Annotated in this window: 11 protein-coding genes; 7 read left to right on the top strand and 4 right to left on the bottom strand. The window is 64.4% G+C overall.

Annotated elements, in window-relative coordinates:
- The first annotated feature begins 3 nt into the window (after nt 1-3).
- From C0V82_RS11760 to C0V82_RS11750, 3 genes are read left to right on the top strand one after another with little or no spacing between them, the layout of a single operon-like run.
- Nucleotides 4-2730 (top strand): sensor histidine kinase, encoded by a 2727-nt coding sequence (locus C0V82_RS11760; RefSeq protein ID WP_102112509.1) that lies wholly within the window; start codon nt 4-6, stop codon nt 2728-2730.
- Complete coding sequence (locus C0V82_RS11755; protein ID WP_102112508.1) at nt 2727-3428, top strand: response regulator; 702 nt, start codon at nt 2727-2729, stop codon at nt 3426-3428. Before C0V82_RS11760 ends, C0V82_RS11755 begins: the two co-directional genes overlap by 4 nt.
- A complete protein-coding gene (locus tag C0V82_RS11750; RefSeq protein ID WP_102112507.1) occupies nt 3425-3874 on the top strand; it encodes a DUF488 domain-containing protein in 450 nt (149 codons plus the stop codon). The genes C0V82_RS11755 and C0V82_RS11750 overlap by 4 nt, the downstream gene beginning before the upstream one ends.
- Here the strand turns inward: C0V82_RS11750 and C0V82_RS11745 are convergent.
- Together C0V82_RS11745 and C0V82_RS11740 are read right to left on the bottom strand one after the other, a co-directional pair.
- Nucleotides 3871-4980, bottom strand: a complete 1110-nt coding sequence (locus C0V82_RS11745) for an alkaline phosphatase D family protein (protein ID WP_102112506.1) — start codon at nt 4978-4980, stop codon at nt 3871-3873. The two genes, C0V82_RS11750 and C0V82_RS11745, sit on opposite strands and share 4 nt — an antisense overlap.
- A 114-nt stretch (nt 4981-5094) precedes the next feature.
- Nucleotides 5095-7347: a TonB-dependent receptor gene (locus C0V82_RS11740; RefSeq protein ID WP_102112505.1), complete on the bottom strand. Its 2253-nt coding sequence runs from the start codon at nt 7345-7347 to the stop codon at nt 5095-5097.
- Nucleotides 7348-7637: 290 nt separating this feature from the next.
- Between C0V82_RS11740 and C0V82_RS11735 the strand changes: the two genes are divergently transcribed.
- On the top strand, nt 7638-8516 hold the full coding sequence (locus C0V82_RS11735; protein WP_102112504.1) for a 50S ribosomal protein L11 methyltransferase: 879 nt from the start codon (nt 7638-7640) through the stop codon (nt 8514-8516).
- A gap of 7 nt (nt 8517-8523) precedes the next feature.
- On the top strand, nt 8524-8856 hold the full coding sequence (locus C0V82_RS11730) for a YnfA family protein (protein ID WP_102112503.1): 333 nt from the start codon (nt 8524-8526) through the stop codon (nt 8854-8856).
- Nucleotides 8857-8869: 13 nt separating this feature from the next.
- Here C0V82_RS11730 and rnr read toward each other — a convergent pair whose 3' ends face one another.
- Both rnr and C0V82_RS11720 read right to left on the bottom strand, forming a co-directional pair.
- Nucleotides 8870-11161, bottom strand: coding sequence for a ribonuclease R (gene rnr / locus C0V82_RS11725; RefSeq protein ID WP_102112502.1), 2292 nt, complete (start codon nt 11159-11161; stop codon nt 8870-8872).
- A 337-nt stretch (nt 11162-11498) separates the two neighbouring features.
- Complete coding sequence (locus C0V82_RS11720; protein ID WP_102112501.1) at nt 11499-12161, bottom strand: sulfite oxidase-like oxidoreductase; 663 nt, start codon at nt 12159-12161, stop codon at nt 11499-11501.
- A gap of 168 nt (nt 12162-12329) precedes the next feature.
- Between C0V82_RS11720 and C0V82_RS11715 the strand changes: the two genes are divergently transcribed.
- Together C0V82_RS11715 and C0V82_RS11710 are read left to right on the top strand one after the other, a co-directional pair.
- Nucleotides 12330-14630, top strand: a complete 2301-nt coding sequence (locus C0V82_RS11715; protein ID WP_102112500.1) for a mechanosensitive ion channel domain-containing protein — start codon at nt 12330-12332, stop codon at nt 14628-14630.
- Nucleotides 14630-15271 (top strand): LysE family translocator, encoded by a 642-nt coding sequence (locus C0V82_RS11710; RefSeq protein WP_102112499.1) that lies wholly within the window; start codon nt 14630-14632, stop codon nt 15269-15271. Before C0V82_RS11715 ends, C0V82_RS11710 begins: the two co-directional genes overlap by 1 nt.

Below are 15271 nucleotides of genomic sequence, written 5' to 3'. Positions count from 1 at the left end.
ATCATGGCCGATGATGCCCGCCGGCCCTCCCCCGACGCCCTGTTGCAAGCAGCAACGGCCGAACGGCGCGGCAAGCTGAAAATCTTCCTGGGTGCCGCCCCCGGCGTGGGCAAGACGTACGAGATGCTGCGCACAGCCCATGCCCTGAAGAAGGATGGGGTCGATGTGGTGGTCGGCGTGGTGGAAACCCACGGGCGGGCGGAAACCGACGCCATGCTGGCCGGGCTGGAGGTCTTCCCGCGCAAGACCCTGTCCTATCGCGGGCAGGAGCTGTCGGAGATGGACCTGGACGGATTGATCGCCCGACGGCCCGCCATGGTCCTGGTCGATGAACTGGCCCATACCAATGCGCCGGGCAGCCGCCATGCCAAGCGCCATTCCGATGTGGAGGAGCTGCGCGACGCCGGCATCGACGTGCTGACCACCCTGAATGTGCAGCATGTGGAAAGCCTGAATGATGTGGTCGCCCGCATCACCCGCATTCGGGTGCGTGAAACGGTGCCCGATCAGGTGATCGACAGCGCCGACGAGGTGGAGGTCATCGACCTCACCCCCGCCGACCTGATCAAGCGCTTGGGCGAAGGCAAGGTCTATGTCCGCGATCAGGCCCAGCGTGCCCTGAAACATTACTTCTCCCCCGGAAACCTGACGGCGCTGCGCGAACTGGCGCTGCGGCGCACGGCGCAACGGGTGGATGACCAGATGGTCACCTATATGCGCAGCCATGCCATCGCCGGGCCGTGGGCCGCAGGCGACCGCTTGCTGGTCTGTATCTCCGATGATCCGGGCGCGGGCGGGCTGGTCCGCCATGCCAAGCGCATGGCCGACCGGTTGAAGGCACCGTTCACCGCTGTCTATGTCGAAACCGCCCGTCATCAGCGCCTGGACGAGGCAGCGCGCGACCGCGTGGCCGATGCCCTGCGTCTGGCCGAACAGCTGGGGGGGGAGGCGCTGACCCTGCCGGGCCGGACCGTGACGGAGGCGCTGGTTGGTTTCGCGCACGCCCATAACATCACCCAGATCATCATCGGCAAGTCGCAGCGGTCGCGCTGGTTTGAAATGGTGAACGGGTCGGTGGTGCATGACCTGCTGCGCCGGGCCACGGGCATATCGGTACATGTCATCGCCAGCGAACAGCCCGACCCCGACAGTAACGCCGCCCGCCGGGTGACCACCCGCCCCCCGGCAAGGTCCGCCGATTACAAGGCCTATCTGGCCGGCATCGCCTTCACCGCCCTGGCGCTGGGGGCGGGTGTGCTGGTCGATGAATGGCTGGGCGTGCAGAATATCAGTCTGGTGTTCCTGATGGCGGTGCTGGGCAGTGCGGTTCTGCACGGCTTCCTGCCATCCCTGTTCACGGCGGTGCTGGCCGTGGCCGCCTATAATTTCTTCTTCCTGCCGCCGCTTTACACCTTCTCCGTGGGGGACCCGTCCAACATCTGGTCGCTGGTCTTCTTCACGGGCGTGGCCATGGTCACCAGCCGGTTAACGGCGCGGGTGCGTGAACAGGCGGAAATCGCCCGTATCCGGGCGCGCACCACGGCGCAGCTTTCGGCCTTTGCCAGCAAGCTGGCCGGGATCGGCGACATGGACGACCTGCTGTGGGCGGCCAGCCATCAGATTGCCCTGATGCTGAAACTGCGCGTCGTCCTGATGCTGCCGGCGGATGAGGAGAATGCCGCCAGCCTGTATCCGGCCTCCGCCTATCCGCCCGATGACCAGATTTCCAACGCCGACCATGCCGCCGCCGTCTGGGCGTTTGAGAATGGCAAGCCGGCGGGGCGGGGGGCTGCCACCCTGCCGGGCACGCAGCGCCTGTACCTGCCGCTGCGCACCGAACGCGCGACGGTCGCAGTGGCAGGGATCGGCAGTGATGATGCCGGCACCGGCCCCCTGCTGACGCCCGATGATCGCCGCCTGCTGGATGCGCTGCTGGATCAGGCGGCGGTGGCGATTGAGCGGGTGAAGCTGGTTCGCGCCATCGATCAGGCCAAGCTGGAGGGGGAGACGGAACGGCTGCGCTCCGCCATGCTGACCTCGCTGTCCCATGACCTGCGCACGCCGTTGGCCGCCATCATCGGCACCGTCACGGGCCTGAAGGCCGGCCAGGGGCGGCTGGAACCGGCGGAGACCGCATCCATGCTGGATACGCTGCATGGAGAGGCCGAACGCATGGCCCGCTTCGTGCGCAACCTGCTGGACATGACGCGGCTGGAGGCCGGCGCCCTGGACCTGAAGCGCGAGCCCATCGATCTGGCCGATGTCGTATCGGGGGCGGTACGCCGGGCGGGGCCGGTCCTGACGGGCCATATGATTGATATCCGCATGCCGGGCGACCTGCCGCTGGTACAGGGGGACCATCTGCTGCTGGAACAGGCCCTGTTCAACCTGCTGGATAATGCCGGCAAGTACGCACCCCACGGCACTGCCATCCGCATCCAGGCCCTGCGCGACGCGGCACATGTGAAGCTTCGCGTGGAGGATGAAGGGCCGGGAATCCCGGAGGAAGCGCGGGCCCGCATCTTCGACAAGTTCTTCCGCGTGGAGGCTAAGGATCACCGCACCGCCGGTACTGGCCTGGGCCTTGCCATCGCACGTGGTTTTGTGGAGGCGATGGGCGGCACCCTGACTGCGCGCGACCGGGCCGATGGCGGCCCCGGCGCCTGTCTTGAGATGACGCTGATCGTGGACCCGCGCGGTGATATGGTGATGGCGGAGGCGACGGCATGACGCGGCCCCACCGTATTCTGGTGGTCGAGGATGAGGTGGCGATCCGCCGCCTGCTGAAAACCATCATCACCCCGGAAGGGTGGGAGATGGTGGAGGCGACATCCGCCTCCCAGGCCCTGATCCTGGCCCGCCAGTCCCTGCCCGAACTGATCCTATTGGATCTGGGCCTGCCTGATATGGACGGCCTGGACTTGATCCCTACCTTGAAGCGCGAACGCCCGGTGCCGCTGATCGTACTGTCCAGCCGTGATCGCGAGCAGGACAAGATTTTGGCACTGGACTTAGGGGCCGACGATTACGTGACCAAGCCGTTCGGGGCGGGCGAGTTGATGGCCCGCATCAGGGCGGCCCAGCGCCACGCGATACAACAGGTGGGGGGCCGCCCCCTGCTGCGCATCCGCGACCTGGAAATCGACATGGTCAACCGGCATGTGCAGAAGGCGAGCAAGCGCCTGCACCTGTCGCCGACGGAGTTTGACCTGCTGCGCCTGCTGGCCCAGCATGCGGGCCGCATCCTGACCCATGCCCAGATCCTGAAAGAGGTCTGGGGGCCGGCCAAGGCGGACGAGGTGCAATATCTGCGCGTCTATATCCGCCAGTTGCGCCAGAAGATCGAGGATGACCCCAACGCGCCTGTCTTCGTGCAGACGGAGCCGGGCATCGGCTATCGTTTTGCCGACTCACAGGATATGCCATGATCCTGCACACGATCGGGTATGAAGGCGCCAGCCAAGGGGCGGTGATCGCGGCGTTGAAGGCGGCGGGAGTACGGCTATTGCTCGATGTACGTGAGCTACCATCCTCTCGCCGCGCCGGCTTTTCCAAATCGCCGCTTCGCGCCAGCCTGGAGGCGGAAGGGATCGCGTATCTGCACCTGAAAAAGCTGGGCACGCCCAAGGAAGGGCGGCTGGCCAACCGTGCCGGTCGCATGGACGAATTCTGGTCCATCGTGGAGGAAGGGCTGGCACGGCCGGAGGCGCAGTATGAGCTGGGGCTGGCGGGGTCCCTGTCGCTGGACAAGCCCGCCTGCCTTCTGTGCTTTGAGGCCGACCATAGCCAGTGCCACCGCCTGACCGTGGCGAACCGGCTGACGGCGGCCCATGGCTTTGACGTCATTCACCTGCGCCCCGATCCGGGGTTTTAGACCCGCAGATCCCCCAACGCCACCACCTGGCGTAACTGTTCCGCCCCGCCGACATCATGAATGGTGATGACGACCTGCTGGGCCGCCCAGTCGATCTCGATCAGGCCGAAATTCTGGGCACGATAGGCCTCGCCCACCCGCCGGGCATTGGGCGGCAATACGGGCCAGACCTCCGTCAAACCCGACGAGGTGAAATCCCACAGCGGGTAGGGCACATTCCAATCCAGTTTTGAGATTTCGGCGTAATGCGTGTCGCCGGAAATGCAGAACAAGCCGTTCGCCCGTTTCTCGCGGATCGCCTCGATCAGGCGCTGATGATCATGGGTGAAGTTGATCCAGGCCTCCCAGCCCGGAAAATCCGACACGACCTGCAGGGATGAGGCCAGGATGCGCAGGTCGGCGGGACGGGCCAGCTGTCCCTCCAGCCATTGCCACTGCGCCTCCCCCAGTTGCGTCGCCTCCCCCTCTGGCAGACGGGCATAGGGGCCGGGCACGCTTTGGCCCGCCTCATGCCGGGCCGTGGCCCATTCCTTATACTCCTTACCGCCCATGTCGATGGTGGCCAGCGGTGTGCGGTTCCAGCGCAGGTCGGGCAGGATGATCTGCAACCGCCGGCCCTTGGGACCGAACTCATAGGCGGTATAGATGCCGTCGGGCCGGGTGCGGCGGATGCTGTCAGGTGCCTCCCCAAAGAAATCACAGAACAGTTTCCGGCTATCGGCCTTCATCGGGTATTCAGCCCCGGCATCATTCTCGCCGAAATCGTGATCGTCCCAGGTAGCGACGATGGGTACCGCTTCGCGCAGCTTCTGGAACCCCGGCTTGGCGGCCAGCATGGCGTATTTGGCCTTCATGTCATCGACATTGCGGGTGTCGAGATAGACATTGTCGCCCAGCAGGATCATCAGGTCCGGTTTGGCGGCCAGGATGGCGTCCCAGATCGGCTGCTCCTTGGTCTGATGCGCGCAGGAACCAAAGGCGATACGGGTCGGCATCGCGGTTTCCGGCAGGCGGCGCACATTCTGCGCCTGTGCGGCCTGCGCCACCAGTGGTGCTGCGGCCAGCCCGGTCAGCAGCAGACGGCGGTCGAGAAGGGGGCGGGACATGGGGCCTCCAGATGAAAGAAGGGGCGGACCCACGGCCCGCCCCAGTTTCAAAAAGGGAAGAGAGACAGACAAAGGGTGCCGGCGACCATGCCGGCACCTGAGGAACGTGAAAACTTAGAACTGCTTCTTCACCGACACGAAGAACTGACGCGGCGCACCGGCCAGCAGGGTCTGGGACGTGCCTGTCGGATCGCTGTTGGTGAAGCCGTTGGAGCCGATGGTGGAGATGTACTTTTTGTCAAACAGGTTGGTCACATTGGCCTGCAGCTCGGTCCCTTCTGCCCAGGCATTGCCTTCGAACCGGTAACCAAGGCTGATCTCCGCCAGGGTATAGCCTTCGACGGAGGCGTCGTTCAGGTAGGTGTAGTAACGCTTGCCGGTATAGGCAGCGCTGGCCGACGCGTAGAGATTGCCATCGTCGTACTTCAGCTCACCGCGCAGCAGGTTTTTGGGCGCGTTGACGACCGTCTTGCCATCGGTTGCCGCCGTCACGGCCCCCGTCGCGCTGAAGACGTTATCGTCATAGGTGCTGTCATTGTAGGTGTAGGAGGCAACGATGGAGACAGCGTCCGTCACCTCGATGGTCGCACCCGCCTCGATACCGCGCGTGGAGACACCACCGACATTCTGCAGGGCCGACGGGTTGCCGACGATCCCCGGCCCCAGGGTCAGGGCCAGCAGGCGGTCATCGAACTGCACGTCATAAGCGGCGACCACGCCCTTCACAATGCCCGCATTGAAGCGCCAGCCCAGCTCGATGGTGCGGCTGGTTTCCGGTTCCAGACTGTTGCGGATGGCATTAAAGCCGTCCTGGCTGGTGGAGAAGGGGCCACCGGTGTTGGAGCTTTCAAAGGTGCGGATATTCTCGGCATAGGAGCCGAAGATCTGGTGTTCGTTGGTCAGCTCATAGACGAAGCCGGCCTGCGGCAGGAAATTGTCCTTGGCCTTGATGGTTCCGTTCTTGACGGGGCCGACCAGGGTCTTGGCGGTGTTTTCCACCTTCACGGCCTTGAAACCTGCGGTTACGGTTAGGGCGTCCATGACCTTCCAGCTGTCCGACAGGTTGAACTGCCGGGTTTCGGTGTCGAAATCATACTGCCACTGCGTGGCCATGGCCCCGCGCTGGAACTGCGTGGAGGAACGGCCCGGGCTGGCGCGGTTCAGCCCATAGAAGCGGCGGGCATGGGCGAAATCATTCTGTTCGAACCAGAAGCCGCCGCTGACCGTGTGGTCGCCAATCTCTGCCGTCAACTGGCTGACGGCACCGTACCGTTCAATGCCATATTCAGTGGTGCGGATGGACATGGGCGCCCCGCCCGGCGTCACCACATAGGGCGTGAACCATAGACCCTGGCCGTCATTCTTATGGGCATAGCCCGTAACATCCAGCTTCACCGCGTCGGTCAGCGGGTAGGCCAGATTGACGGCGCCAATTGTATCCTCACGCAGGCCCGCCGCATCGTAATAGGCATCATCCACGGACGTGATCTTGCCCGGATAGGGACCGGTGGCGAGGCCATTATAGATATCGGCGACGCGCAGGGCCGTGGCCCAATCCTTCGCGAAATTGTCCCAGTTATAGCCCAGGCGGTTGATCATTTCCTTCGACAGGTCCTGATAGTCATTCTCGGCCCGGTCGGACCAGTTGACCCAGGCGCTGATCTCACCCTCACCCACGGTCTGCACGACCTTGAAATTCAGCTGGTCCTGCTTCTGGACGCCATTGCCCTTCCACTTGTCAGCATTCTGGCGGGTATAGCTGACATAGGCGCTGGTGCCGGTGGACAGCTCACCCGTTTCCAGGCGCACGAAGCCACGGCCCGTCTTCTCGCTGCCCAGCGTGCCTGCGATATAGGCGCCGGCTTCCTTGGCCGGACGACGCGAGGTGAACTGCACGGTACCGCCCAGATTGCTGGTCGATGCGGTGGCCAGCGAGCCGGCGCCCTGCGCCACCGTCACCTGGTCGATGTTCTCAGAGCTGATGGCGCGGGAGATATGCAGGCCATTATGGTTGCCATAGGACATGTCGCCCAGCGGCACCCCATCCAGCGTGAAACCCAGCTGGTTCTGGTTAAAGCCGCGGATGGTGATGCGGGTCGACCATTCATAGGCACCGAACGGATCGGCCGACTGGAAGCTGACGCCGGGCAGGTTCTCGATGGCCTTCAGGGGGCTGGTGCCCGGTGCTTCCAGGGCGATGGCGGCCTGGGTCACACCCTGCACCTGCCGGGCCTCGCCACGGCCATAAACGATGATCTCTTCCAGCATCGGGGCGGCTTCGGCCACCTGCGCGGTCTGCGCAAAGGCGGGAGAGACGGCGAACAGGGTGGCGAGCGCCGTTCCCAGGATCAGCTGACGATGGTTCATTATAGGCATCCCTTCGGTCGCCGGCATGGTTGCTGCGGCGCACAATGGGCGGATAGCATTGTTATATTTCAATGATTTGACGTGTTTCCGTCGAAACCATGATGGTTCTGTTGCGCGGTTGCGTTAACGGCTTGCGCTACATACGCCTTCCGTAACGGAAGGTCGGGACCCTTAAATCCCCGCCGCCACCGCAGATGTCCCCGCCGCAAAGCGCCATTGCCGGCCTGCCGGCTTTGCGACTAGAAAGGCCATCATCCTTGGTTTTGTCAGGTTTACGGGCGGAGAGTTACATGCAGCCGATGTGGCGTGTCGCGTTCGAGGTGCCGGAGGCGCTGGTCCCTGTTTTCGCCGACATGGTGGAACCACATGTGGACGCCGTCTCCACCTTTGAGTTGCAGGAGGGCGGCCAGTGGCTGATCGAGTGCACCTCCTATAATGAGCCCGACACCAACCGCATCGGCCTGAAACTAGCCGTGCTGGCGGCCGCCCATGGCATCAATGAGCCGGAACTGACCAAGGAGCCCCTGGCCCCCATCGACTGGGTGACCCAGACCTATCTGTCTTTCCCGCCGATTGAGGCCGGGCGTTTCTTCATCCATGGCAGCCATCACAAGAAGCCGGTGCCTAAGGGTAAAATGGGCCTGCAGATCGAGGCGGCCATGGCCTTCGGGTCGGGTGAGCATGCGACGACGCAGGGCTGCCTGCGCGCCATTTCCGAACTGGCCTCTCGCGGGCGCGACAGTTTCCGCAGCGCGCTGGACATGGGCTGTGGCTCCGGCATCCTGGCCTTCGCCATCGCCAAGCTGGCGCACAAGCCGGTGATCGGCGTCGATATCGACGAGCTGTCGATTGAGATCGCGACGGAGAATGCGCAGCTGAACCGCGTGCACAAGCTGGTGAAGCTCTACGCTGCAAACGGCTATGCCGCCGAGGCGGTGCGCCGCCATGGCAAGTTCGACCTGATCGTCGCCAACATCCTGGCCCGCCCGCTGGCCCGGATGTCGCCGGACCTGAACCGCTTCCTGTCGCCGGGCGGCACCGCCATCCTGTCGGGTCTGCTGCACCGTCAGGAACCGCTGGTGATCAATGCCCACCGCGCGCAGGGCCTGCGTCTGGTCAAGCGTTTCCGCCTGGGCGACTGGTCCACCCTGGTCCTGAAAAAGGGCTGAGGGGCCGGTGGCCGGCGGCACCATCCTGCTCTATGCCCTGGCCGCGTTTGCGGAAATCGCCGGCTGTTTTGCCTTCTGGGCCTGGATGCGCGACGGGCGGTCCGCCCTGTGGCTGGTCCCCGGCATGGCCAGTCTTGCCCTGTTCGCCTGGGTCCTGACACGGGTGCCTGCTGACGCGGCGGGCCGGGCCTTCGCCGCCTATGGCGGGATCTATATCGCCGCTTCGCTGGTCTGGATGTGGCTGGTGGAGGGGCAGCGGCCCGACCGTTGGGACCTGACCGGTGCCGCCTTATGCCTCGTTGGTGCTGCCACTATCCTGTGGGCGCCGCGGGGGGCGTAAGCCGCTCCCTTTTCTATCGCCGGCGGCGCGGCGGCTTTGGCATATCCATGCCTGACGGCTCGGCCTCTGCCCTCTCTCTCCGCCGTTCCGGACGGCCCCGGCGCGATACCCCTGTGCCCGACCCACGCCCGCCCGGCATCTCCGTCCCGTCCGGGTTCAATAGGCGGAAGACCATGGAGCCGGTGATGGCATCGGCCTCGATCAGCCGGATTTTCACCAGCTCCCCCAGCTTGAACACGCGGCGATGACGGCGGCCCAGCAGGCAGTGATGAACCTGGTCATGGTCGTAGAAATCATCGGGCAGGGTGGAGACGGGCACGATCCCGTCCGCCCCCGTTTCATCCAGGCTGACGAACAGACCGAAATTCGACACACCACTGATCTTGCCGCTGAAGGTCGCCCCCACCCGGTCGGACAGGTATGAGGCAACATAGCGGTCCAGCGCATCGCGTTCCGCGTCCGCCGCGCGGCGTTCGGTGCCGGAGATCTGCTCCCCGATCTTGTCCAGCTTGCCCATCTCCTCATCGCTGAGGCCGCCATCACCCAGGTGATAGGCACGCACCAGGGCGCGATGCACGATCAGGTCGGCATAGCGGCGGATCGGGCTGGTGAAATGGGCGTAGCGCTCCAGCGCCAGACCGAAATGGCCGATATTGTCGGGCTGATACACGGCCTGCGCCTGGGAGCGCAGGATGACCGTGCTGATCATCTCTGACTCCGGCGTGTCCTTGGCCTTGTCCAGGATGTTGGTGAAGGCCGCGGGCCGCATCAAGGTGCCCTTGGCTAGATTATAGCCCATGGTCTTCAAGAACTCGCGCAGCGGTTCCAGCTTGTCCAGGGCCGGTTCGGCATGGACACGATAGAGTAGGGGCGTGTCGCGCGCCTCCAGCGCCTCTGCCGCCGCGACATTGGCGGCGATCATAAATTCCTCAATCAGGCGGTGACTGTCGAACCGGGCACGCACCCCGATTTCCGCCACCTTGCCATCCTCCCCAATCCGCACCTTGCGTTCGGGCAGGTCCAGCTCCAGCGTGCCGCGCTTGGCCCGCGCCTGCGCCAGCACTTCATAGGCGCCATAGAGCGGGCGGATGACCGGGTCCAGCAGCGGGCCGGTCAAATCGTCGGGCGCGCCGTCGAACGCTTCCTGCACCTGTTCATAGGTCAGGCGTGCGGCAGAGCGCATCAGGCCACGCACGAACCGGTGCCGCTTGATCCGGCCTGACGCGTCGATCCAGATATGGACCGCCAGGCAGGCGCGGTTGACACCGGGCTTCAGGCTGCACAGCTCATTCGACAGTGCCTCGGGCAGCATCGGCACGACGCGGTCGGGGAAATAGCAGCTATTGCCGCGATCCAGCGCCGATTTGTCCAGCGGGCTGCCCGGCGTGACATAGGCCGACACGTCGGCAATGGCGACCAGCAGGTGCCAGCCGCCCGCATTATTGGGGTCCGTATCCTTTTCAGCAAACACGGCATCGTCGAAATCGCGCGCATCGGCCCCATCGATGGTGACCAGCGGGATATCGCGCAGGTCGGTGCGACCGGACAGGGTCGGCTCCGTCGCGGCCTCCGCCTGTTCAATGGCGGCCGGTGGGAAATGAACCGGAATGCCATGCTGGTGGATGGCGATCAGGCTGATGGCCTTGGGCTGGTCAATCCCGCCCAGCACTTCCACCACGCGCGCCTGTTTCAGGCCATGGCGGGAGGACGGCAGAACCTCCGCCACCACCAGATCGCCGGGTGCCGCGTCCATGGCATTCTGGGGCAGGATGACGAACTCCGCCTTGGCCCTTCGGTCAGCAGGGCGCAACCGACCACCATCGGGACCCAGCTCATACACACCCACGATCTGCGCTGTCTGATCCCCGCCCAGCTTCTTGATGGTGCGGCCCTCATACAGGTCGTCGCGGATGCGGGCCAGCCGGGCCAGCGCCCGGTCCCCCTCACCCAAAGCAGGGGTGCCGCGCCGTTCCGGTTTCATCAGGATGCGCGGCGGTTCTCGGTCCGGGTCGGACCAGTTCAACGGTCGGGCGATCACCTCCCCATCACCATCCACGCCCGTGACAATCACCACACCCACGGGCGGCAGGCTGGCCGGCGGGGCCAAACGGCGGCGCCCGCCCTTCTCAATGGTTCCATCCCCTTCCAGATCGCGCAGCAGTTCCTTCAGCGCGACACGGTCATCACCGCTGATGTGAAAGGCGCGCGCAATCTCCCGCTTGCCCACCGGGTACGGACTTTCCCGGATGAACTCCAGGACCTGATCCTTGGTGGGGAAGGGGGCTTCTTTCTTGGGATTTTTCAAGGGAATGATGTCCGCGTGTACAAGATGGGCTGAAGGCAAAAAAATAGGCGAGACGCCGATAGGTTCCTTCAAGAGGAATCAGCGTTCGCCTATTCTATTCCTCGTGGTGTAACAGGGGGCGGATTGGCCACCCCCCGGCACACAGGAGCGAGAAGGATGCTTACTGAACCTAAGCAACCCCGTTCCATAGAACTGGTGTTCAAAGGCTTCGGCATCAGCCTGCGCCTTGTGATCCGGTTCTAAGGGGGAGCCGGGGCAGCGCCAACTGTCCCGGCAACCTTCCTGAATATAAGCCCGACGCCGCCATCTGGCAACGGACCGAATCGGTTACCCCGCCTCAGCTATAGCGCTGTTCGGTCCAGGGATCGCCCTCATTGTGGTAACCGCGTTCTTCCCAAAAGCCGGGCCGATCCTCAGCCACGAACTCGATGCGGTTCACCCATTTAGCGGATTTCCAGAAATAGAATTTCGGTATGATCACCCGCACCGGCCCGCCATGCTCTGTCGTGATCGGCTTGCCTTCCCAGCTATGGGCCAGCAGCACGTCACTATCGTCAAACACCGACAGGGCGACATTGGTCGTGTAGCCATCATAGGAATGGAAGACGATGTGCCTTGCCTCCGGCAGGGGCTTCACCACCTCCAGAATATGCTTGGCCGACACGCCTTCCCAGTGATTGTCGTAGCGTGACCAGGCAGTGACGCAGTGGATGTCCGACACGTCGGTAAAGTGGGGCTGGCTCTTGAACTGTGCCCAGCCCCAGGTGGTGGGGTTATCCACCAGCCCGTCGATGGTCAATTCCCACTGGTCTAGCGCGATTTCCGGCTGGATACCCAGATCCAGCACGGGCCAGTTCTTCACCTCCCGCTGGCCGGGGGGCAACCGGTCGGCGCGCGGGGCAGCGCTGCCGGTCATCAGGCGACCTTCCTCAGCCCATTTCTGCTTGGCGTCCACCAGCTTGGCGTTGGGCGGGTTTTCGGGCGTATCGGCGGTTGACATGGATCGTCCGTAGGTTTGTTGGATTGCTTTGCCAGATACATAGCGCGACCGGCGTGCCGGGACGAGAGGTGTTAGACACATGGCCTTACCCATGGAACATCGGGCCAGGATTGCTATGTTGGGTGTCGCGACCCATTCGGTTTTCGGAACAAAAGGCCCGACCTGCCCATGCAGACCCGCCCGATCCGCTTTCTTCTGTCCTGCCTGCTTCTCGGGTTTGCCCTGTTGGGGGCCCCGCCCGCACTGGCACAGAACGCCGCTCCCGGTGATGAGAAACCCAGCGCTGCTGAGGTTGATCGGCTGATCACGACATTGGAGGACCCGGCCCAGCGCGACGCGCTGCTGGCGCAGTTGAAGGCGTTGAAGGCGGTGGAGAAGCCGGCGGCGGAGCCGGAGACGATCGGAAGCCGGGCGCTGGATACTTTGTCGGACCGGATCGACCTGTTCAGCCAGCAGGTGGCGGCGGCCAGCCGCGCCGTCATCGACGCACCGCATGCGCTGCGCTGGCTGAACCAACAGGTGGCGGACCCGGCCAAGCGCGATGCCTGGGGCCTGCTGGCCCTGCATCTGGCCGGTATTATCGGTGGCGGCTATGCCGCGCGCTTTGCCATGATCTGGCTGCTGGCCCGGCCCCGCAAGGCGCTGGGCGCGCGTTCACCGGGTGGCCTGCCGGCCAAGCTGCTGTTGCTGCTGGCCCGGCTGGTGATCGACCTGTTGCCCATGGCGTCCTTCGCGCTGGCCGGGTTTGGCCTGTTGTCGGCAACGGAGGCGCCGCGCGCGGTGCGACTGGCGTCGCTCACCATCCTGAATGCCAGTCTGATCGTGCAGGGCGTGCTGGTGGTCAGCCGGGTGCTGCTGTCACCCAGCACCGTCAATCTGCGGCTGGCGCGCGTGACGGATGAAACCGCGCAGTATCTGCTGATCTGGATTCGCCGCGTCACCATCATCGGCGTCTACGGCTATTTCGTGGGTGAGGCGATGCGCGTGCTGGGCCTGCCCGTCACGCCGCATGCCGCCTGGTTGAAGCTGGTGGGCCTGCTGGTCACCGCCATGCTGATCGTTCTGATCCTGCAGAACCGGGAAGCGGTGGCGCAGACATTGCGGGGCCGGACGGCCCCGGCCCCAACAGGGGATGACGAGGCCTTGCGCGCCGTCCTGGCCGGGGAGGCGGCCGGGGATGAACCTCTGCCTCCGCCCAGCACGGCAAAGGCCCGCCGCCATGCCGCCCTGTCGATGGTGCGGCAAAGGCTGGCCGATGTCTGGCACATCCTGGCCATCCTCTATCTGGGTGCCGTCTATCTGATCTGGGCGCTGGAGATTGCGGGCGGGTTCGATTTCGTGCTGCGCGCCACCCTGGTCACGGGTGCCATTCTGATCGTCTCCCGCCTGCTGTCAGAAGGGCTTGACCGGCTGGTGGACCAGGGGCTGAAGGTTCCCAGCGATGTGCGCACCGCCTATCCGGGGCTGGAGGAACGGGCCAACCGGTACCTGCCCTTCCTGCGTCGGGTGGCGCAGGCGGTGCTGGCCCTGTTCACCCTGCTGCTGCTGTTGCAGGCCTGGGGTGCCGATGCCCTGTCCTGGCTGGGTTCCGACTTGGGGCAGCGGGTGGCGTCCAGTGCCGTGACTATCCTGGTGGTGCTGACCCTGGCGCTGGTCGTCTGGGAAATGGTCAATGGCGCCATCCTTCGGTACCTGAATGCCACTGACGATCAGGGCGCGCGGCTGGTGCGCAGCGCGCGGATGCGTACCCTGCTGCCGCTGTTGCGCAATGCCCTGACCATCTTCCTGATCACCATGGCGGGGCTGATCGTGCTGTCGGAAATGGGGGTGAATATCGCGCCCCTGCTGGCCGGTGCCGGTGTCATCGGTCTGGCCGTCGGTTTCGGGGCGCAGACCCTGGTCAAGGATGTGATCACCGGCCTGTTCATCCTGATCGAAGATACGATCTCGGTCGGTGACAGCGTCACCGTCGGCGGCCTGTCGGGCGGGGTAGAGGCCATGTCCATCCGGTCCATCCGCCTGCGCGGCTATGACGGTGCCGTTCACACCATCCCGTTCAGTTCCGTCACCACGGTTACCAACAGCACCAAGGATTTCAGCTTCTATGTCCTGAATGTCACCGTCGATTATGCCGTGGACACGGACAAGGTGGTGGCCGTGCTGCGAGATATCGGGGCGCAGATGCAGGCGGAACCCGAATATGCGGCGAATATCCTGGGGCCTGTGGAAATCGCCGGCGTGGACGCGTTCCAGGACAGCGCCGTCCTGGTCAAGGGCCGCATCAAGACGCGGGCGGGACAGCAGTGGGGGATCGGGCGGGAGTTCAACCGCCGCATGAAAAAGCGGTTCGACGCTGACGGCATCACCATTCCCTTCCCGCAGCAAGTGCTGCATATCAGTGCCGGTTCAAGCGCCGCCGCCAATCCGTTCACGGCTGGCATGGATGGCGCCTCGCGCACGGATGCATAATGATCTCCACCCAGACCTTGGTCATTTTCCTGACCACCTGTTTCTTCCTGTCGGCAACGCCCGGCCCCAACATGCTCTCGGCCCTGTCCATGGGCATGCGTCACGGGCTGGTGGGGGCTGCCTGGGGCGGGATCGGCATGTGCCTGTCGCTGGGACTGTTGGCGGGCCTGTCCGCACTGGGGGTCGGCGTGCTGCTGAAGACCTCGCCACTGGCTTTCACCATCTTCAAATGGGTGGGTGTGGCTTATCTGACATGGCTGGGCATTCAGGCGTGGCGGGCCCCCATCCGGGACGAGGTGGCGGATATGGATGCCGCCATGAAAGCAGGCCCTGACCGGCGGGGGCAATTGGGGCTGCTGGGCCAGGGTCTGCTGATCACATTGTCGAACCCCAAGGCGCTGGTCTTCATGGCCGCCTTCTTCCCGCAATTCATTGATCCGGCGCGGCCCATGGCGCCGCAGCTGACCATCCTGGTGGTCACAATGCTGATCATCGAATTCGGCTGGATCATGACCTATGCCGTGGGGGGCAAGGGTCTGGCCTTGCGCCTCACCGGTCCGGTGGCGCAACGCTGGCTTAACCGGATGACAGGTGCGTTGCTGATCGGCGCCGGCCTTCTGCTGGCCATGGCGTCGCTTTAG

It is taken from the genome of Niveispirillum cyanobacteriorum, from assembly GCF_002868735.1.
GTDB classification, from domain to species: Bacteria; Pseudomonadota; Alphaproteobacteria; order Azospirillales; family Azospirillaceae; genus Niveispirillum; species Niveispirillum cyanobacteriorum.
Note: the sequence above shows the minus strand (reverse complement) of the source record. Positions and strands in the feature narration are given on the sequence as shown.

Coding starts and splice junctions, on each gene's coding strand:
- C0V82_RS11760 (WP_102112509.1), top strand. CDS start 4: ATGGCCGATGATGCCCGCCGGCCCTCCCCCGACGCCCTGTTGCAAGCA.
- C0V82_RS11755 (WP_102112508.1), top strand. CDS start 2,727: ATGACGCGGCCCCACCGTATTCTGGTGGTCGAGGATGAGGTGGCGATC.
- C0V82_RS11750 (WP_102112507.1), top strand. CDS start 3,425: ATGATCCTGCACACGATCGGGTATGAAGGCGCCAGCCAAGGGGCGGTG.
- C0V82_RS11745 (WP_102112506.1), bottom strand. CDS start 4,980: ATGTCCCGCCCCCTTCTCGACCGCCGTCTGCTGCTGACCGGGCTGGCC.
- C0V82_RS11740 (WP_102112505.1), bottom strand. CDS start 7,347: ATGAACCATCGTCAGCTGATCCTGGGAACGGCGCTCGCCACCCTGTTC.
- C0V82_RS11735 (WP_102112504.1), top strand. CDS start 7,638: ATGCAGCCGATGTGGCGTGTCGCGTTCGAGGTGCCGGAGGCGCTGGTC.
- C0V82_RS11720 (WP_102112501.1), bottom strand. CDS start 12,161: ATGTCAACCGCCGATACGCCCGAAAACCCGCCCAACGCCAAGCTGGTG.
- C0V82_RS11715 (WP_102112500.1), top strand. CDS start 12,330: ATGCAGACCCGCCCGATCCGCTTTCTTCTGTCCTGCCTGCTTCTCGGG.
- C0V82_RS11710 (WP_102112499.1), top strand. CDS start 14,630: ATGATCTCCACCCAGACCTTGGTCATTTTCCTGACCACCTGTTTCTTC.